At 71.1% G+C, this 17803-nt stretch carries 15 protein-coding genes; 6 read left to right on the top strand and 9 right to left on the bottom strand.

Annotated elements, in window-relative coordinates:
* The first annotated feature begins 678 nt into the window (after positions 1 to 678).
* Positions 679 to 2928, top strand: a complete 2250-nt coding sequence (locus ACWGJB_RS37105; RefSeq protein ID WP_453384447.1) for a sensor histidine kinase — start codon at positions 679 to 681, stop codon at positions 2926 to 2928.
* Between the two features lie 15 nt (positions 2929 to 2943).
* Here ACWGJB_RS37105 and ACWGJB_RS37100 read toward each other — a convergent pair whose 3' ends face one another.
* Together ACWGJB_RS37100 and ACWGJB_RS37095 are read right to left on the bottom strand one after the other, a co-directional pair.
* On the bottom strand, positions 2944 to 4122 hold the full coding sequence (locus ACWGJB_RS37100; protein WP_453384446.1) for an AI-2E family transporter: 1179 nt from the start codon (positions 4120 to 4122) through the stop codon (positions 2944 to 2946).
* Between the two features lie 107 nt (positions 4123 to 4229).
* On the bottom strand, positions 4230 to 5036 hold the full coding sequence (locus tag ACWGJB_RS37095; protein ID WP_453384445.1) for a serine hydrolase: 807 nt from the start codon (positions 5034 to 5036) through the stop codon (positions 4230 to 4232).
* A gap of 239 nt (positions 5037 to 5275) precedes the next feature.
* On the opposite strand from ACWGJB_RS37095, the gene ACWGJB_RS37090 reads away from it, so the two are divergent.
* Positions 5276 to 6730, top strand: a complete 1455-nt coding sequence (locus ACWGJB_RS37090) for a purine-cytosine permease family protein (protein WP_453384444.1) — start codon at positions 5276 to 5278, stop codon at positions 6728 to 6730.
* 10 nt (positions 6731 to 6740) lie between these two features.
* On the opposite strand, the gene ACWGJB_RS37085 is transcribed toward ACWGJB_RS37090, so the two are convergent.
* A complete protein-coding gene (locus ACWGJB_RS37085; protein WP_453384443.1) occupies positions 6741 to 7343 on the bottom strand; it encodes an O-methyltransferase in 603 nt (200 codons plus the stop codon).
* A gap of 142 nt (positions 7344 to 7485) precedes the next feature.
* Between ACWGJB_RS37085 and ACWGJB_RS37080 the strand changes: the two genes are divergently transcribed.
* A complete protein-coding gene (locus ACWGJB_RS37080; protein WP_453384442.1) occupies positions 7486 to 8100 on the top strand; it encodes a TetR/AcrR family transcriptional regulator in 615 nt (204 codons plus the stop codon).
* A 13-nt stretch (positions 8101 to 8113) separates the two neighbouring features.
* Here the strand turns inward: ACWGJB_RS37080 and ACWGJB_RS37075 are convergent, their stop codons facing one another.
* Positions 8114 to 8617, bottom strand: a complete 504-nt coding sequence (locus ACWGJB_RS37075) for a transglycosylase SLT domain-containing protein (RefSeq protein WP_453384554.1) — start codon at positions 8615 to 8617, stop codon at positions 8114 to 8116.
* 447 nt (positions 8618 to 9064) lie between these two features.
* Between ACWGJB_RS37075 and ACWGJB_RS37070 the strand changes: the two genes are divergently transcribed.
* Positions 9065 to 9550 (top strand): response regulator, encoded by a 486-nt coding sequence (locus tag ACWGJB_RS37070; RefSeq protein WP_453384441.1) that lies wholly within the window; start codon positions 9065 to 9067, stop codon positions 9548 to 9550.
* Here the strand turns inward: ACWGJB_RS37070 and ACWGJB_RS37065 are convergent.
* The 4 genes from ACWGJB_RS37065 to ACWGJB_RS37050 are packed head-to-tail and all read right to left on the bottom strand — an operon-like array spanning position 9533 to position 14993.
* Positions 9533 to 11917: a bifunctional salicylyl-CoA 5-hydroxylase/oxidoreductase gene (locus ACWGJB_RS37065; protein WP_453384440.1), complete on the bottom strand. Its 2385-nt coding sequence runs from the start codon at positions 11915 to 11917 to the stop codon at positions 9533 to 9535. The two genes, ACWGJB_RS37070 and ACWGJB_RS37065, sit on opposite strands and share 18 nt — an antisense overlap.
* Before the next feature lie 11 nt (positions 11918 to 11928).
* A complete protein-coding gene (locus ACWGJB_RS37060) occupies positions 11929 to 13569 on the bottom strand; it encodes an AMP-binding protein (protein WP_453384439.1) in 1641 nt (546 codons plus the stop codon).
* Between the two features lie 45 nt (positions 13570 to 13614).
* Positions 13615 to 14514 (bottom strand): acyl-CoA thioesterase, encoded by a 900-nt coding sequence (locus ACWGJB_RS37055; protein ID WP_453384438.1) that lies wholly within the window; start codon positions 14512 to 14514, stop codon positions 13615 to 13617.
* Positions 14511 to 14993, bottom strand: a complete 483-nt coding sequence (locus ACWGJB_RS37050; RefSeq protein WP_453384437.1) for a cupin domain-containing protein — start codon at positions 14991 to 14993, stop codon at positions 14511 to 14513. Before ACWGJB_RS37050 ends, ACWGJB_RS37055 begins: the two co-directional genes overlap by 4 nt.
* 187 nt (positions 14994 to 15180) lie before the next feature.
* Here ACWGJB_RS37050 and ACWGJB_RS37045 point away from each other — a divergent pair, with 187 nt between their 5' ends.
* Positions 15181 to 15594: a RidA family protein gene (locus tag ACWGJB_RS37045; protein ID WP_351702235.1), complete on the top strand. Its 414-nt coding sequence runs from the start codon at positions 15181 to 15183 to the stop codon at positions 15592 to 15594.
* 2 nt (positions 15595 to 15596) lie between these two features.
* On the opposite strand, the gene ACWGJB_RS37040 is transcribed toward ACWGJB_RS37045, so the two are convergent.
* Complete coding sequence (locus tag ACWGJB_RS37040; protein ID WP_453384436.1) at positions 15597 to 16451, bottom strand: PaaX family transcriptional regulator; 855 nt, start codon at positions 16449 to 16451, stop codon at positions 15597 to 15599.
* A 515-nt stretch (positions 16452 to 16966) separates the two neighbouring features.
* Here ACWGJB_RS37040 and ACWGJB_RS37035 point away from each other — a divergent pair.
* Positions 16967 to 17572: a GOLPH3/VPS74 family protein gene (locus ACWGJB_RS37035; protein ID WP_453384435.1), complete on the top strand. Its 606-nt coding sequence runs from the start codon at positions 16967 to 16969 to the stop codon at positions 17570 to 17572.
* Positions 17573 to 17803 lie beyond the last annotated feature (231 nt).

Below are 17803 nucleotides of genomic sequence, written 5' to 3'. Positions count from 1 at the left end.
CGTTGGGGGGGTTGTTTATAAACACACTCGGGGCCCCACCCCCACACCTTTTACGTCTTCCCGCCGCCCCCCCCCGCCGGGGCGCGCCCCCCCCCCCCCCCGGGGGGGGCCCCCCTCCACCGGGAGGGGCGATACGACGCGGGACCGCCCAGGTGACCTCCAGGGCGACGGGGACGTGACCGGTCGCCGCGCGGCCGACGGGGACCTACTGTCACAGGGCTGCCCGCCTGGGCGAAGACGATGGTGTGGTCGCCGTCGCGGATCAGCCCGAGCGGCTCACCGGCCTTGCGGAAGGCCTCGTGGACAAGGGCCGCGTGCTGCCTGGGGCCGACGAACTCGAAGCCGGCCCGGCCCGCCATGCCGTGGCGCAGCGCCTTGAAGGTACGACCGTCCAGGGTGACCGGGATGGAGTGGAAGAACCTGGTCTCGGCCGCCACCCATTCGCCGGGGGCAAGCGCTGTCCGTTCGCTCCACCGGACGGGCCACCGGGCGAGGCGGATTCGCCCGGTGGTCCGTGCGTTGACCACCGATGGTTTTGATTGAGCTTTGTACCACTTCGCTGGAAACCGCTTCACAGAAACACCGGTCACAGCCGATCGCTGGGTGTTAGAACTTGGCCACAGAACGTCGGGCTGTGAACGGCCCTGCGCACCCTCCCTGTTGTGAAGTGGAACGACCTTGTCCAAGTTCAGACCTCTGACCGGCAACTGGCGCGTCGCCAGACGCCTCCAGGCCATCCTGCTCATCCCGGTGCTGGTCGCTCTCGGTCTCGGCGGTGTCCGGGTGAAGAACTCGGTCGACACCCTGCGGGACGCCGACGACGCGGTGCGCGTGGCGGAGTTGGTGCAGGCGGCGAACACCTACGCCAGTGACGCGATCAACGAACGGGACGTGTCGGTCATCCCGCTGCTGGAGGGCGAGCGGAACGCAACGGCGGTGGCGGCGGCGCGCAAGGTGACCGACGCGGACGCCGGGACGTTCGACCGGGCGGTGGCCCGCGCGCCCAGGACCACGGGCCTCATCAGGCGGATCGAGCTGGTCCGGGCGGGCGAGAAGCAGTTGCCCGCGGTGCGGGCCGACGCGTTCACGGCCCGGCTGACGGGGGTGCAGACCGAGGAGAGCTATCACGCCGTCCAGCACCCGCTGATGGAGCTCTCCAACGAACTGGGTTTCGGCAGCAACAACCAGGCCAGCTTCGGACGCACCCTCTACGCCATCTCGCTGACCCAGGCGGCCGAGTCGCTGATCCGTTCCATCGGCACGCATCTGCTGGTGGAGGACCGCACCGCCCTCGCGGAGGGCGAACTGCCGATCCAGCTGGGCTCGTTCAGCTCGTACGCCTACCTGGAGCAGGTGGCGCTCCAGGAGTACGCGGGCGCCGGTACCGCGCAGGACATGACCAGGCTGCGGGCCGCCTTCGCGGACGCCGAGAAGAAGGGCGCGGAGCAGACCGCGAAGGCGGCCGAGGAGGCCAAGGCGGCCGGGCGGACGTTCGTGGCACCGCCGAAGCTGGCGAAGATGATCAGCGAGATCGCCGGCGGGAAGACGACCGAGCAGCTGGCCGCCGAGGGCATCACACCCGAGTCGTTCTTCGCCGCGTCCACCCTCGCCTTCGACGCCTGCCGGGGCATCGAGGTCCACCTCACCGACACGGCGCTCGCCGATGCCCGGAGCGTCGCCGCCGAGGCGAAGCGGAACGCGATCACCAACGGCTCGCTCGCGCTCGGCGCCGTCCTCGCCGCGCTGCTGCTCGCGGCCTGGGTGGCCCGTTCGATGAGCCGGGGCATGCGCCGGCTGAGCGCCTCGGCGATGGCGATCGCCGAGCAGCGACTGCCAGCGGTGATCAGCCAGCTGTCCCAGGCCGTGCCCGGCCAGGTGGACACCAGGGTCACGCCGATCCCGATCACCACCACCGACGAGATCGGCGAGGTGGCCCGGGCCTTCGACCACGTGCACCGGGAGGCGGTCCGGCTCGCCGCCGAACAGGCCCTGCTGCGCGGCAACATCAACACGGTCTTCACCAACCTCTCCAGCCGCAACCAGTCGCTGGTCGAGCGTCAGCTGGCCCTGATCACCGAACTGGAGGGGCGCGAGGCCGACCCCGAGCAGCTGGCGAACCTGTTCAAGCTGGACCACCTGGCCACGCGGGTGCGGCGCAACGGCGAGAACCTCCTGGTGCTCGGCGGTGAGCGGCCCACCCAGCAGTGGGACCACCCGCTCCCCCTGGTGGACGTCATCCGGGCGGCGGCCTCCGAGGTGGAGCAGTACGAGCGGATCGAGCTGTCGGGCGTCCCGGAGACCGAGATCCACGGCCGTGCCGTCACCGACCTCGTGCATCTGCTGGCCGAGCTGCTGGAGAACGCCACCGCGTTCTCCTCGCCGCGCTCGACGGTCCGGGTCACGGCGACCCGGCTGCCCGACACCCAGATCATGATCGAGATCCATGACCAGGGCATCGGCCTGATGTCCGAGGACTTCGCACTGATCAACCACAAGCTGGCGAACCCGCCGACCGCCGACGCCGGCGTCTACCAGCACATGGGCCTGTTCGTGGTGGGCAGGCTGGCCGACCGGCACGGCGTCCGCGTCCAGCTGCGGCCGGCCGCCGGGGAGTCAGGTACGACCTCGCTGGTGATGCTGCCGGGCACCGTCCTGCGGCGGGACGGCGCGCAGTCCGACGCCGACACGCTGACCCTGGCCGCGGTCAAGACGCGCGCCAGGCCCGGCCTCGACATCGAGGCGCTGCTCGCGGAGGGGTCCGCCGACCCGTTCGGCGCCCACGAGGCGTGGGGCGACGGCATCCCGGCGCCCTCCCCCGCCGCGCCGTCCGGGTCCGCCGACCCGTCCGAGGCGCCCGCCCCGGCCGCCCCGTCCGGAAGGTCTCGCCGGGCCCCCAAGCGCACCCGCCGCCCCGCCAAGGACGGCTGAGCCCCGGGAGCCGGGTCAGGGCGGTGGTGCCGGCCGCAGGGCCCGCACCACCGCCCAGACCACAGAGACGAACGGCACGGCCACGACGGCGCCGATCACCCCCGCGACGATGCTGCCCGCGATGACGGAGACGGCGACGACAAGGGGGTGCAGGCGCACCGCCCAGCTCATCACCAGGGGGTGCAGCACATGTCCCTCCAGCTGGCCGATGACGACGATCAGCACGAGGACGGCGACGGCGGTGAGCGGCCCGCGCCCGGCCAGCGCCACCACGGTGGCCACGCCCAGGGCGATCGGTGAGCCGACCAGCGGGACGAACGCGGCGAAGAACTCCAGCAGGGTCAGCGGCAGCGCGAGCGGGACCCGCAGCACCAGGAGGGCGACGCCGACGAGCACGGCGTTGACGGCGGCCACGATGATGATGCCCCGGGTGTACCCGGCGAAAGTCCGCCAGGCGGCGCGCCCGGCCCGGTCCCATGCGCTCCGGGCGCCGGCGGGCAGCAGCTCGCGGCTGGTCCAGGCCCACAGCCGTTCGCCGGAGTTGAGGAAGAAGACGGAGGCGAAGAGCGCGAGCGCGCCCCCGGCGACCACTTCGACGAGGGTTCCCAAGCCGCTGAGCGCCCTGCTGGCCAGGTTGGAGCGGTTGGCCTGGATGTAGTTCACGATCTGCTGCTGGAGATGCGACAGGGCGCCGGGGCCGAGGCGGAAGGGTGGCCGCTGGAGCCAGACCTCGATGCGGTGGATGCCGCCGCGGAACTCGTCGGCCTGTGTCGCCGACTCCTGGGCGACCGCGTTGCCCACCAGGGCCAGCAGCCCCAAGAACACACAGATGCTGCCGATCAGGCTAACCGCCACCGACAGGGGTCTGGGGAGCCATCGGCTCAGCAGGTCGGTGAACGGGCGCAGCACCGAGGTGACGACCAGGCCCAGGAACAGGGCGACGGCGATCAGCTGGAAGCGGCCCAGGACGATGAAGACGCCGTAGACGACGATGCCGAGCACAATGAGCCGCCAGGCATAGGCGGCGGCGATCCGCAGGGTGGGGACGACGATCGCGCTGACGGAGGCGGCGGCACGCGGATCCCGGGCGCGCTTGGGGATCCACACCGGGCGGGCGGACCGGGCGCCCTGCACCGCGCCCCGCGCCCGGCGCGCCGGGCCCCGCCCGGCCGCCGGCCCGCCCGCACCCGCCACCGCGCCTCCCGTTGCCTGCCTCCGTCACCTCGGGTGCGCGTAAGGGCACCTCTAGTGCACGTTAGGGGCGATTCGGGCGGCGGGCGGGGTGTGCTGGGCCAAGGGGGTCAGTGTGCCGCCGTCGTGGTGACGGCCGTACGGGCGGCTCGTTCGACCAGTTTCACGCCGTCCGGCATGGAGGCGTTGCCGTTGGAGAGGACCGCGACGAGGTAGTGGTGACGGTCGGCCGTGACGCGTCCGACGCTGTTGATGTCCCACAGGTCGGTGGTGGTGCGCATGAGCCAGCCGTTCTTCAGCGCCCACCCGGAGTCGGCGGCGGCCGAGACGCCCCAGGACTGGTCGGCGGCGATCTCGGTCATCAGGGTGCCGATACGGCTTCGGGACGCCGTGTCGAGCGGTGTGGGGCCGGAGCCGAAGACCGCGCTCAGCAGTCGTATCTGATCGCCTGCCGTGGTCCGGGTGAGCCCCCAGCGGCCCGCGACACCGGGCGTGGTCGAGGTCAGTCCCAGCCGCTTGTTCGCCGACGCCAGGCCGGGGGCGCCGCCGATGGAGTGCCACAGGGCGTTGGCCGCGTCGTTGTCGCTGTCGCGGATCATCACCTCCGCCAGGGCGCTCTCCCGCGTGGTGAGGGCGCGCCGGTGGTCACGCGCATGGAGCAGCAGCGAGGCGAGAATGTCGACCTTGACGATGCTCGCCGTGTCGTACGGCGTGTCGTCGCCGTAGACCACGGGTTCCCGGCCGCTGCCGTCCAGGTCGAGGACGGCGGCGGTCACGCGTGCCTCGGCCGGTGCCTGCACGGCCGTACGGAACGTGGAGCTGGAACCGGAGGCGGCACCGGCCGCCAGGGCCGCCGGTGCGGCGCCGGCCAGAAGGGTCACCACCGTGGCCACGACGGCGAGGGGGCGGTTGAGCATGCGGGGCCTCGGCAGTTCAGTGGGAGGGACACAGAACTGTGAACATAGACAAAACGCCCGGTCGGCGACGTGACCACCGCCACGAAAAGGGCGGTTCCGGGCAAATTGTGAGCAGAGCAACAAGGCGGCCGGAGAGGCGGGCATTCCGGGGGACGGAACACGGATTCCGTAGGCCTCATCCGGGCCTTTCCGGGGGAAGAATGTGACCAGAGTGACGGACCGACCCCTGGGAGGTGCCCATGAGCACATCGGCGGAACCGCGGGTGAGCGGTCTGGAGGTCCGGTCCATCGACTATGTGCCGCTGGACGAGCGGCACGGCAAGCTGTGGCATCTGGGTCCGCTGTGGTTCATGTCGAACGCGCAGATCGCCACCCTGGCCGTGGGGCTGATCAGCATCACGGAGGGCGGCAATCTGATCTGGTCGCTGCTTGCGATCGTCGCGGGCACCGTGATCGGCACCTTCTTCATGGCCTTCCACTCGGCGCAGGGGCCGCAACTGGGGCTGCCGCAGATGATCCAGTCGCGGCCCCAGTTCGGCTATGTCGGGGCGCTGCTGGTGTGGCTGTTCGCGTATGTGCAGTACGCGGGGTTCAACGTCTTCAACACCAGCCTGGCCGGTGAGGCGCTGAACTCCACGATCCACGGCGGCGTGAAGCTGTGGGTGATCGTGGTCACCGTGGTCGCGTTCGTCATCGCACTGGTGGGCTACGACATCATCCACAAGGCCGAGCGGTTCCTGACCTACACCTTCCTCGTCATCTTCGGGATCTTCACCGTCGGCGTCCTGGTCACGCTGCACTACCCGGCGGGCTCCTTCGACCTCGGCGCCTTCAAGTGGACGCCGTTCCTGGCTCAGTTCGGCGTGGTCGCCGGCTACCAGATCAGCTGGGCCATCTACGTCTCGGACTACTCCCGCTATCTGCCGCCGGACGTGACGGTCCGCAAGACGTTCTACTGGACGTACTTCGGTTCGGCGCTCGGCGGTATCTGGCTGATGGTGCTCGGCACCCTGCTGGCCGCCTGGGCGGGCGACAGCTTCGACACGATCCCCTCGATCAACGCCGCTGGCGACAAGGTCTTCAACGGCTTCGGCGCGATCGTGCTGCTGTTCGCCGCCCTGGGCCTGATCTCCGTCACCGCGCTGAACATGTACGGCGGTTCACTGACGCTGATCAGCGCCATCGACTCGTTCAAGCGGGTGCGGCCGACGCTCGGCGTGCGGCTGATCACGATCGGCGTGACCGCGGCGCTCTCCCTGATCGGCGCGCTGGCGGCGACCTCGAACTTCCTGACGAACTTCAACAACTTCCTGCTGCTGGTGCTCTATCTGTTCATCCCGTGGACCTCGGTCAACCTGATGGACTACTACGTGGTGCGCCGCGGCCACTACGCGATCGCCGAGATCTTCAAGCCGAACGGCATCTACGGCCGTTGGGGCTGGCAGGGGATCATCTCCTACCTGGTCGGGTTCGCGGTCATGATCCCGTTCTTCTCCGTCGGCACGCTCTTCGTCGGCCCCGCCGCCAAGGCCCTCGACGGCGCCGACATCTCGCTGTTCGTGGGGCTGCCGGTCTCGGCGCTGCTGTACTGGTGGCTGACCCGCTCGATCGACGTCGAGGCGGAGACCCGCATCGCCGAGGCGGAGGCCACGGCGCTGGAGCAGGCGGCGCACGAGCACCGGGAGCCCTTCTAGCCGGGAGGCGTCACAGCCGGCAGCTGATCTCCATGCCGTCCTCGACCGGGAAGCCGACGCTGCGGTAGCCGTTCGCCGGGTCGCGGACGTAGTCGAGGTAGGGCCGCATGCTCGCGAAGGTGGAGTCGTCGCCCACGACGAGCGTGCCGGGCGCGAGGCGCGGCTCCAGCAGCTTCAGCACGGGCAGGCAGAGGCCCTTCCAGCCGTCGAGGAGCACGAAGTCGGCTGGGGCGTCGAGGCCGGCGAGGCTGTCGCGGGCGTCTCCCTCCAGCACGGTGATCAGGTCGTCAAGAGCGGTCTCGGCGAAGGTGCGCCGCGCGGCGGCGATCTTCTCCTTGCTGAGCTCCGTGGTGACCACCCGTCCCGCGCCGTTGTCCCGCACCGCAGCGGCCAGGTAGAGCGTGGAGATCCTGTACGACATCCCGAACTCGACCACCGTGGCCGGGCGGACGGCGCGGACCAGGCTGTAGAGGAGTTCACCGCCGGCGGCCGAGATCGGCATGTGGATCTCCGCGGCGGCGTCGGCGTGTTCCTGGGGAGACATCGACTTCGACCCGGATCCCCAGTCGACCCGCTCCGCGACGGCATCGTCCTGCTCGGCCTGCGCGAACATCCGCCGCAGGGCTGGCGTCCTCGACCCGGGGGTCGGCAAGTGTGTGCGTGTGCGTCATGGGCGCTGGAGTAGACGTGACGTTGCGTCTACTCTACGGAATTTCGGTCGCCTTCCGAGGCGCACACCTTGCCGAGGGGGCGAGATGACAGCCGGTGCGGAACGACGGCATCACGGCAATCGGCACGGCCGCAGTGAAGAGGCCCGGCTGGCCGTGCTGGAGGCGGCCGACGACCTGCTCGTCGAGAAGGGCTTCGCGGGCGTCACCATGGAGGGCATCGCCGCACGGGCCGGGGTGTCCAAGCAGACCGTCTACCGCTGGTGGGGGACGAAGACCGACGTCCTGATGGACGCCTTCCTCCAGGACGCGGACGAGGATCTCACCCCGCCCGACTCCGGGGACTTCGCCGCCGACCTGCGGGACTGGCTGCGCAGGCTCGCCCGGTTTCTCGGCGAGTCCGACTCCGGCGCCGCCTTCCGGGCATTGCTCGCGCAGGCCCAGCACGATCCGGCGTTCGCGGTGGAGTTCAGGTCGCGCTGCCTGGCGCCGCAGCGCCGGCGCGACCGTGCCCTGCTGGAACGAGCCGTGGCGGCGGGCCGATTGCCCGCCGGGCTCGACCCGGAGACCGAGACGGACCAGTTGGTGGGCCCGCTCTACTACCGGGTGCTGGTGTCGACCGGGCCGGTCGGTGAGGAGTTCACCGACGCCCTTGCCGACGCGTTCCTGCTGCGGCACGACGGGCCGGCATCGGCCCGGTGAGTCATCGCCACGCTCAGTACGCGGAGTTGACGTTGTCGATCGAGCCGTAGCGGTGGGCGGCGTAGTTGGCGGCCGCGGTGATGTTGGCCACCGGGTCGGTGACGCTGTGCGCGGTGCCGTTGACGTGGTACGCGTTGAAGGTGGGGTCGATCACCTGGAGCAGGCCCTTGGAAGGGGTGCCCTTCTGTGCGTTGACGTCCCAGTTGTTCTGGGCGCCCGGGTTGCCGCCGGACTCGCGCATGATGTTGCGCTTGAGGCCGTCGTAGCTGCCCGGAATGCCCTTGGACTTCATGATCTGCAGGGACTGCTTGATCCAGCCGTCGAGGTTGCTCGAGGAGCCGGACTTGTGGCTGTCGTTACTGGAGGCCGTGACCGCGGTGGAGGTGTGCGCCTGCGTCGCTTCGGCGGCCTGCGCGGTCGTCGGCATCAGGGTGAGGGCTGCCGCCGCGGCACCGGTGGTGGCGAGGCCGGTGAGGCCGATGGTGCGGAGGCGAGCAATGCGGGTGCGAGTGGTCATGGTCATGTGAACGAATCTCCGGTGGGGACGGCGTCGGCGCCGGCCGCTGTGTGCGGCGGCGTGGGGCGGAGCCCCGTACAACCGGCGGGAGTGGGCGGACCCGGCGGGGATCCGCTCGGTCCATCGCCCGTCTCCCGGCGACGACAGCAATGGTTAGCGGTGCCCGGAGCAGGACGCAATGATGTGACGTACTACGTAACTTCGTATAAACCGGCGAAATGCACCTTTTGGTGCAGCTTGCATGGCGTTCAGGGCGTTTTCCCTCTACTACCTCCGATAGGATGTGATCTGGCTCCTATGGGTGGCGTCACGCCTCCGGGGCCCCTCAGAGGGAGAAAACCGAGCGGTCCGCCATGATCATCGAGGGGCCCGAAGGGGCTCAGAGGGGGGGCGGAGAGGGGCGCCCCCCCCAGCTCGCGTACAGCCCGCCGGGAGAGCATCGGGGGCATGTCTGCCACCCCCACACGCGCGGCGGACGCGATCCGAGTGCTGATCGTCGACGACGAACCCGAGCCGACCGAGCTGCTCTCGGTGGCGGTCACCGCGGCGGGCTGGCGGCCGTTCGTGGCGCAGGACGGGTACGGCGCGCTGCGCACCGCCCGCAGATACAGCCCGCACGCCGTCGTGCTGGACGGCATGCTGCCCGACCTGGACGGGATCCAGGTACCGCGCCGGCTGCGGTACGAGAACACCCGGCTGCCCGTGCTCATGCTGACCGCCCGGGACGCGGTGGAGTACGTGCGGGTGCACAGCCCGGTGGTCTGGGTCGAGGTCGGCTGCCAGGCGCCCGGCCCGCTGCGCGGCGCGTACGGCGGCACCCAGGGCGTCCCGACCCAGATGCACGTCCACTCCGTCATCCGCACGCCCAACGGCAACGACTACGGCAAGGAGCTGATCCGCCGGCACTGCCTGACGTCACCCCACCACCGGTAGCCCCTCCCTCAGGGGCTTCCACCGCAGGTGAACGCTCTCCCCCGCCGGGTCCGCCCGCAGCAGGGACAGGCGGGGGCGAACGGCGTCGGTGCGTGCGGTGGGCGGTTTGCGGCGCCCGGCCCCGAACTGGACCGGCCACTCGGCGGCCGGGCCCCGGTACTCCTGGTCGGCGGCCGCGTGCAGGGTCCAGTGCGGGTCGTACAGATGGGTGCGTCCCACGGCGCACAGGTCGGCGCGGCCCGCCAGCAGGATCGAGTTCACGTCGTCGTAGGAGGCGATGGCGCCGACCGCGATCACCGCCGCGCCGCTCCCGGCGGCCACCTCATGGCGGATCCGGTCGGCGAAGGGGGTCTGGTAGGAGCGGCCGTAGGCGGGGCGCTCGTCCTTGGTGACCTGGCCGGTGGAGACGTCGATGGCGGCCGCGCCGTGCGCGACGAAGGCGCGGGCGATCTCCACGGCGTCGTGCTCGGTGTTGCCGTCGGGGGCCCAGTCGGTGGCGGAGATCCGCACGGTCATCGGCCGCTCGGCGGGCCAGACTTCCCGGACCGCGTCGAAGACCTCCAAGGGATAGCGCAGCCGGTTCTCCAGCGAGCCGCCGTACCGGTCGGTGCGCCGGTTGGCGAGGGGCGAGAGGAAGGAGGAGAGCAGGTAGCCGTGGGCGCAGTGGAGTTCGAGGAGGTCGAAGCCGGCCTCGGCGCCGCGGCGGGCCGCCGCGACGAACTCGGCCGTGACGGCGTCGAGTTCGGTGCGAGTGAGCTCGCGCGGGACGGGCGATCCGGGGCCGTACGGCAGCCCGGACGGGCCCACGACCTCCCAATTGCCGTCGGGGAGTGGTTCGTCCATGCCCTCCCACATCAGGCGGGTCGAGCCCTTGCGGCCGGAGTGGCCGAGCTGGAGGCCGATGCGGGCGGTGCTGCGGTCGTGGACGAAGGAGACGATCCGCTGCCAGGAGCCGAGCTGTTCGTCGTTCCACAGGCCGGTACAGCCTGGGGTGATGCGGCCCTCGGGCGAGACGCAGACCATCTCCGTCATCACCAGACCCGCCCCGCCCATCGCCTTCGAACCCAGATGGACGAGATGGAAGTCACCGGGCACGCCGTCGACTGCGGAGTACATGTCCATCGGGGAGACGACCACCCGGTTCTTCAGCTCCAGCCGCCCGATGCGGAACGGCTGGAACATCGCGGGCGCTTCGGTGTTCAGTCCCTGCGCCGCGGCGAAGGCGGCGTCGACGCGGTCGGCGAACTCCTGGTCCCGGGTGCGCAGGTTGTCGTAGGTGATACGGCGGGAACGGGTCAGGAGGTTGAAGCAGAACTGGGTGGGTTCCTGGTCGGCGTACATGCCGATGTTCTCGAACCACTCCAGGGAGGCCTGCGCGGCCCGCTGGGTGGACTCCACCACCGGACGGCGCTCGTTCTCGTAAGCGGTCAACGCGCTTTCCGCGTCGGGGTGTTCGTGCAGGCAGGCGGCCAGGGCGAGGGCGTCCTCCATGGCCAGTTTGGTGCCGGAGCCGATGGAGAAGTGGGCGGTGTGGGCGGCGTCGCCGATGAGGACGAGGTTGCCGTGGTGCCAGTGCTGGTTGCGGACGGTGGTGAAGTTCAGCCACTTGGAGTTGTTGGCGAACACCTGGTGCCCGCCGAGTTCGTCGGCGAACAGCTCCCGGATGCGGGCCACGGCCTGCTCGTCGGAGACGCCCGGCGCGAACGCGGCGTCCTCCGTGACATCGAAGCCGGCCCGTCGCCAGACGTCCTCGTGCATCTCCACGATGAAGGTCGAGCCGGTGTCGGAGTAGGGGTAGCCATGGACCTGCACGACCCCCCACTCCGTCTCCTTGACAAAGAACTGGAAGGCCTCGAAGACCCGGTCCGTGCCCAGCCACATGTACTTGCTGCGCCGCCGGTCCAGGGAGGGGCGGAAGGCGTCCGCGTGTGCCGCCCGGACGCCCGAGTTGACGCCGTCCGCGCCGACCACGAGGTCGTGCGAGGCGCGCAGCTCGGCCACCTCGGGTGCCGGGGTCGAGAAGTGCAGGGTGACGCCCAGCTCCCGGCAGCGCTCCTGGAGGAGGTGCAGCAGTTCCTTGCGGCTCATGGCGGCGAAGCCCTGGCCGCCGACGGTGTGGCTCTCGCCCCGGTAGTGGATGTCGATGTCCGTCCAGCGGGCGAAGCGGCGGGCCATGGCCTCGGAGAACACGGTGTCGGCGTTCTCGATGCCGCCGAGTGTCTCGTCGGAGAACACCACGCCGAAGCCAAAGGTGTCGTCGGGGGCGTTGCGCTCCCACACGGTGATCTCGTGGGCGGGGTCCAGCTGCTTCAGCAGCGCCGCGAGGTAGAGCCCTCCCGGGCCACCGCCGATGATCGCGATCTTCAAGGGAGTTCCTCTCACTGCTCAGCGGTCTGTTCGGCTTCGATGATCTTGCGGAGCGCGAACCGCTGGAGTTTTCCGCTGGTGTTGCGCGGCAGGGCGTCGTGGAAGCGGACGTCACGCGGGTACTTGTAGGGCGCCAGGACCTGCTTGACGTGGTTCTGGATCTCCCTGGCCTTCGCCGGGTCCCCGGTGACGCCCTCGCGCAGGACGACGAGGGCACAGACGACCGAGCCGCGTTCGGGATCGGGGCGCGCCACGACCGCCGACTCGACGACGTCCGGGTGGGTGTCGATGGCGGCCTCCACCTCGGGGCCGCCGATGTTGTACCCGGAGGAGACGATCATGTTGTCGCTGCGGGCGTGGTAGTGGAAGTAGCCGTCCTCGTCGCGGTGGAAGATGTCGCCGGTGACGTTCCAGCCGTTGACGACGTAGTCCTGCTGGCGCTTGTCGTCGAGATAGCGGCAGCCGACCGGGCCGATGACGCCGAGCCGTCCCGGCTCGCCCGGGCCGAGCTCCTCGCCGTCGAGACCGAGGATCGTGGCGCGGTAGCCGGGCACGGGACGCCCGGTGGCGCCGGGCCGGATGTCGTCGCCCGCGGCGGAGATGAAGATGTGCAGCAGCTCGGTCGCGCCGATGCCGTCGATGACCTTCAGCCCGATGCGGTCCCGCAGTTCCTGCCAGGTGGTGAGCGGTATGTGCTCGCCCGCCGACACGCCGACCCGGACGCTGCTCAGCTGCCCTTCCTTGCCGTCGCGCACGATCGCCTTGTAGGCGGTGGGCGCGGTGGCGAGGACGGTGACCCGGTGTTTCTCGACGAGGTCGGCGAGCTGGGCCGGGGTCGCCGTCTCGGTCAGCAGGGCGCAGGCGCCGGCCCGCAGCGGGAAGACGACCAGCATGCCGAGGCCGAACGTGAAGGCGAACGGCGCGGTGCAGGCCACCAGGTCGTCCTCGCGCAGCCCCAGGAGGTGCCGGCCGAAGGTGTTGTCGATGGACAGGATGTCCCGGTGGAAATGCATCGTGATCTTGGGGACACCGGTGCTTCCGGAGGTGGGGCCGAGCAGCGCCACGTCGTCGGCGGCCGTCTCCACGTCCCTGAACTCGCCGGACTTGACGGCGCACCGGGCCACCAGGTCGTCGGGGCCGGGCCCGCCGTACTCGACCAGCGTCAGGTCGGGCAGGACGGTGCGGAGCTCGTCGGTGAAGCGGTGGTCCACCAGGGCGATGGCCGGCTTGGTGCGTTCGGCGATCGGGGTGATCTCGCGGGCGCGCAGGGCGGCCATCGTGGTGACCACCACCCCGCCGGCCTTCAGGACGGCGAGCCAGCAGGCCACCGTCCAGGGGGTGTTGGGCGCGCGCAGCAGGACACGCCCGCCGGGCACCAGGCCCAGGTCCTCGGTGAGGACCTGGGCGACCTGGTTGGCGCGGGTACGCAGTTCGCCGTACGTCCACAGCTCCCCGGTGGGGGTACGCAGGGCGGGACGGTCGGGGCCGTGGCGTTCGACAGCCCTGTCGATGAGCTCGGTGGCCGCGTTGAGGCGGGCCGGGTAGCTCAGTTCGGGCGTGCTGAACTCGATCGCGGGCCACAGTTCGGCGGGCGGGAGATGGTCCCGGGCGAAGGTGTCCAGGTGCGAGGTCGGTGAGAGCGGAACAGCCAACGTGGGGTTCCTTCCGGGAGCCCGCCGGTGGATTGCGGCGGGCGGTCAGGCGGGGCGGATCATGCCCTCCTGGACGACTGTGGCCAGGTGACGGTGGTCGCGGGTGAAGAAGCGTCCGGTGCCGAGGCCGCGGCCCGCGTCGGCGGCCACCGCTTCCTGGGCGTAGAGCAGCCAGTCGCCCATCGGTGCGGGACGGTGGAACCACATGGCGTGGTCGAGGCTCGCGGTGACCAGGCCGGGGTCGGCCCAGGCCAGGCCGAGGACCCGCAGGACGGGTTCGAGGATGGTGTAGTCGCAGACGTAGGCGAGGGCGGCGAGGTCGCGCTGGGCGTCGGCGAGACCCTCGACGGGGCGCAGCGCGTCGAACGGCCGTAGCCAGACCGCCTGGTGGGGCAGCCGCTCGCCCTCGACGGTGAGGTAGACGGGGCCGGGGACGTGGCGCATGTCGAAGCCTCGGCCGCCGCGCCAGTAGTCCTTGGACTCGGCGGTCATGGTGCCGCCGGTGCGCTCGGCGAGGTACTCGGCCGAGCTGGGCAGGGTCTCGGGGGCGGGGAGCTCCCCGGCGAACTCGGTGTGGAAGGAGCCGCCCGGCTCCCCCGCCGCGAAGTTGGCGAGGCACACGTAGAGCGCCTTGCCGTTCTGGTAGCCGCGTACCTGGCGGGTGCTGTAGCCGCGGCCGTCGCGCACCACCTCCACCTCGTAGCGGATCTCGGCGCCGATGTCGGCCGGGCGCAGGAAGTAACTGTGCATCGAGTGCAGCGACTTGCCGTCGGTCACCGAGCGCATCGCGGCCGCGGCCGCCTGGGCGACGAGGTCGCCGCCGTAGGCCTTGGGCCAGGGGCAGGGCTGGGTGGTGGCGGTGAAGGCGAGGTCGAAGTGCTCGGGCGCGGCGGGCTTGAGGGTGAGGGCCGCGGTGACGGTCGCGGAGGTCGGGGCGGCGGTCATCGGTTCAGCCAGTCGCGCAGGTCGGTGTCGGCCACGTCGGGCAGGTTCACCACGATGTTCTCCGGGGTCCGGGTGGTCATCCACACCAGCGGCTTGCTCCGGGAGAGGTTGCACTCGACGTGCGGCATGAAGGGCGGGACGAAGACCCAGTCGCCCTCCGTCATGTCGACGTAGTCCTCGAACTTCTCGCCGAAGTAGATCCGGGCCCGGCCCGAGAGGACGTATCCGCCGGTCTCGGCCTCGCCGTGGTGGTGGGTGACCGAACGGTAGCCGGGCTCGTTGCTGACCTTGCCGTACCAGAGGCGGCGCGCCGGGGTGTGCTGGGCGCTGACGCCCGACACCCGGACGGCGCCGCCCGAGTCGGCGGTGTTCACGTCCTCCTGACCGGCCCGGGTGACGACGGGCGCGACGATGCCGGTGGGCAGCCGGTACATCTCGCTGTCGCCTTCGAGTCGGTACTTGCTGAGGTCGGGCTCCATGGAACGGCTCCGTTTCCGTGGGCTTGCCGGGATCGTCGGCCTGTCGGGGTCGTCGGCGCATCGGGGGCGTCGGCCTGTCGGGTCCGGACAAGGACCGCGCCCTATCTCGTATTTTTCACGGTCGTCATTTATTGTCAATACGACCGGCCGTGCGGCCGGAGCCGGACACCACCGAACCGGAGGCCTCATGACTCCCGTCGCCGTGAACCCGCCCGAACTGCCCGCCCCGAGCGGCTACTCGCACGGAACGCTCGCGGGGAACACGCTCCACCTGGGCGGCCAGACCGCGCTCGACGCCGACATGAAGATCGTTCCGGGCGGGATCGTGGAGCAGTTCCGCCAGGCATTCGGCAATGTGCTCACCACGCTGCGGGCGGCGGGCGGCGAGCCGGCGGACCTGGTGAGTGTGACGATCTATCTCACCGACATCCCCGACTACCAGGCCCACGGCAAGGAGATCGGCAAGGTGTGGCGGGAGCTGGCGGGGCCGGTGTATCCGGCGATGGCGGGCATCGGCTGCACCGCGCTCTGGCAGCCGGAGGCGATGATCGAGATCCTCGGGGTGGCCGTGATCCCGGAGGAACGGCTGGTCAGGCCGTAGGCCTAGGCAGTGTGGATGACCGCCAGGGCGTGTTCGCGGGCGGGCGCCCGGAGCGTCCTGTCGAGTTCTTCGAAGAGCGCGCCGGCGGTCTCGCCGCGCCAGCCCTGCGGCAGCAGGGAGAGCGGCAGGCCGGGGTCGCGGTACGGGAGCCGGCGCCACTCGGTGAGCATCGGCAGATAGATCCCGAACGCCTCCTGCGGCGCGATCCCGCCCACGGCGGCGCGCTCGCGCACCGGCGCGTACCGCGCGAGGAAGTCCGCGTAGAGCGCGGTGAGCTCGTCGAGGTCCCACCACTCACGAACCTTCGCCGACAGGTCGCCGAAGGCGAAGTGGTCGCCGGTGAAGATGTCGACGTACGGGGTCAGTTCGAGGCGTTGCAGGGTGCGGCGGGTCTCGTCGGCGAGGATTCCGGGGGCCACCCACACGCCGGGGGCGGCGGTGCCGAAGCCCAGCCGGGTCAGGGCCGTGCGCAGGGCGTGCCGCTTGTCGCGCTCGGACTCGGGCACCGAGAAGACGACGACGAGCCAGCCGTCGTCGGCCGCGGCCCGGTTCCGCTCGAAGATGCGTATGTCGCCCTCCGCCAGCACCTCCAGCGCGGTGTCGGCGACCGCGTATCCGGCGGCTCCCTCGTGGCGCTCGCTCCGCAGCACCCCGCGCCGCTTCAGCCGGGAGACCGCCGAGCGGACGGCCTGCGCCTCGACGCCGAGGTCCGCCATGAGGCGTATCACCGAGGCCACGGAGAGCCAGTTGTGCTCACCGCGCGCATACAGCCCGAAGAGGGTGATGATCAGCGGGCCCAGCCGGCTGTCCCGGCCGCCCGCGCCGACGGCGGACGACGGCTCGGCCTCCGCTGTCATGTCCACCCACCTCCGGCCGCTGTCACCCTTCTGATCGCCAAGCAGCCTACCGCGCATGCCGACACGCCACCGGCGCTGTGGATGGCCGCAACCCGGCGGTGCGGACCGCCGCTCGCCACGGCTGTGGAGCACCGCGCCCGCCCGCGCGGACCGCCACACCCCGACGGGGCGGACCGCCACACCCCGCCCACGCGGACCCCCACACCCCGACGGTGCGGATCGCCGCCCCCACCCGTGCGGACCGCCGCACCCCGGCGATGCGGGCCGTCGCCCCCGCCCGTGGGGACCGCCGCTCCCCCGGTCGCGTGCCCGCCTCGCGCTGCGCGTCGGCCGTGTGCGGCACATCGTGGTGTTACGGCGCGGGAAGCTGCGTACCCACGCCTCGCCTGGGCAGAACGAGTGACCTCTGCGGGTCAAGCGCGAGAGACTGCGTGGCGCCCGTACCGGGCATCGTATTCTTCCGCGCCACCATTGCCTCAGATGCCTCTGTCGCCATCTCTGTTGGGGAGTCCGACATGACCACACCCCGGGACCTGTTCATCGTCACCGTGTACGACGCCGCAGGCCGGTCCGTCGAGCAGGGCGACCTCTCGCTGGCGCTCGCGGGAGCCGAACTGGTTGATCTCCTCGGCGCCGGGGCGGTCACCCTGGACGACGAGATCGTCGTGCCCGCTTCCCAGGGCGGGACGGGCGACCGGCTCCTCGACGAGGCGGCGGCGGCGCTGAAGCGCGAGGCGCCGTACGAGTCGGTCGAGGACTGGCTGTGGCGCCGGGGGCGTGGCCTGTCCGCCGCCTATCTCGCCGAACTGGAGGAGGACGGGACGGTCACCCGGCAGCGGCGGCGCTGGCTGCCGCTGCCGACCGGGCGGACGGCGCCCGCCGACTCGCCCGAGCATGCCCGGGCGCGTGAGCGCTGGACGTCCGGTGAACCGGTGCTCGCCGCGTTCGCGGCCGCCGTCGGCATCCAGGACGAGACGCCCAAGGACCTCGCCAGTGCCGTCTCCGACGCGACCGTGACGGTGGTCGCCGCCGTGGACGGTGCCGTCACGGAGCTGGCCGCCGTCCGGCAGCGGCGGGAGATCGAGGACGCGGCCTTCGACAACGTGTGGCGCGGCCTGTGACGGCCGCCGTGCGCGGCCGCCCGCCGATGAGGCGCCTTCTCCCCGGTTGACCCGACCGCGAACCACTTCCCGTCGAGTCCCTGGCCGTTCAGGTCACCCGGCTCTGCGGTGGAGCCGAGCACCTGGAGCGCCGAGTTGCCCGCGCCCCGGCCGGGTGCCGTGGTGGAGGAGGACAAGGAGGCCGGGACTGCCGGGGTGGTCCTGCCGGCGTCGGCCACGCCGCCGATGGCG

This window comes from Streptomyces sp. NPDC054813 (assembly GCF_053611365.1).
The sequence above is the reverse complement of the archived record's forward strand: the minus strand, read 5'-3'. Positions and strand labels throughout refer to the sequence as shown.

Excerpts from the sequence above, each read along its gene's own strand:
- ACWGJB_RS37095 (WP_453384445.1), bottom strand. The coding sequence starts at position 5,036 with ATGCTCAACCGCCCCCTCGCCGTCGTGGCCACGGTGGTGACCCTTCTG.
- ACWGJB_RS37090 (WP_453384444.1), top strand. The coding sequence starts at position 5,276 with ATGAGCACATCGGCGGAACCGCGGGTGAGCGGTCTGGAGGTCCGGTCC.
- ACWGJB_RS37085 (WP_453384443.1), bottom strand. The coding sequence starts at position 7,343 with ATGTTCGCGCAGGCCGAGCAGGACGATGCCGTCGCGGAGCGGGTCGAC.
- ACWGJB_RS37080 (WP_453384442.1), top strand. The coding sequence starts at position 7,486 with ATGACAGCCGGTGCGGAACGACGGCATCACGGCAATCGGCACGGCCGC.
- ACWGJB_RS37075 (WP_453384554.1), bottom strand. The coding sequence starts at position 8,617 with ATGACCACTCGCACCCGCATTGCTCGCCTCCGCACCATCGGCCTCACC.
- ACWGJB_RS37070 (WP_453384441.1), top strand. The coding sequence starts at position 9,065 with ATGTCTGCCACCCCCACACGCGCGGCGGACGCGATCCGAGTGCTGATC.
- ACWGJB_RS37055 (WP_453384438.1), bottom strand. The coding sequence starts at position 14,514 with ATGACCGCCGCCCCGACCTCCGCGACCGTCACCGCGGCCCTCACCCTC.
- ACWGJB_RS37050 (WP_453384437.1), bottom strand. The coding sequence starts at position 14,993 with ATGGAGCCCGACCTCAGCAAGTACCGACTCGAAGGCGACAGCGAGATG.
- ACWGJB_RS37045 (WP_351702235.1), top strand. The coding sequence starts at position 15,181 with ATGACTCCCGTCGCCGTGAACCCGCCCGAACTGCCCGCCCCGAGCGGC.
- ACWGJB_RS37040 (WP_453384436.1), bottom strand. The coding sequence starts at position 16,451 with ATGACAGCGGAGGCCGAGCCGTCGTCCGCCGTCGGCGCGGGCGGCCGG.
- ACWGJB_RS37035 (WP_453384435.1), top strand. The coding sequence starts at position 16,967 with ATGACCACACCCCGGGACCTGTTCATCGTCACCGTGTACGACGCCGCA.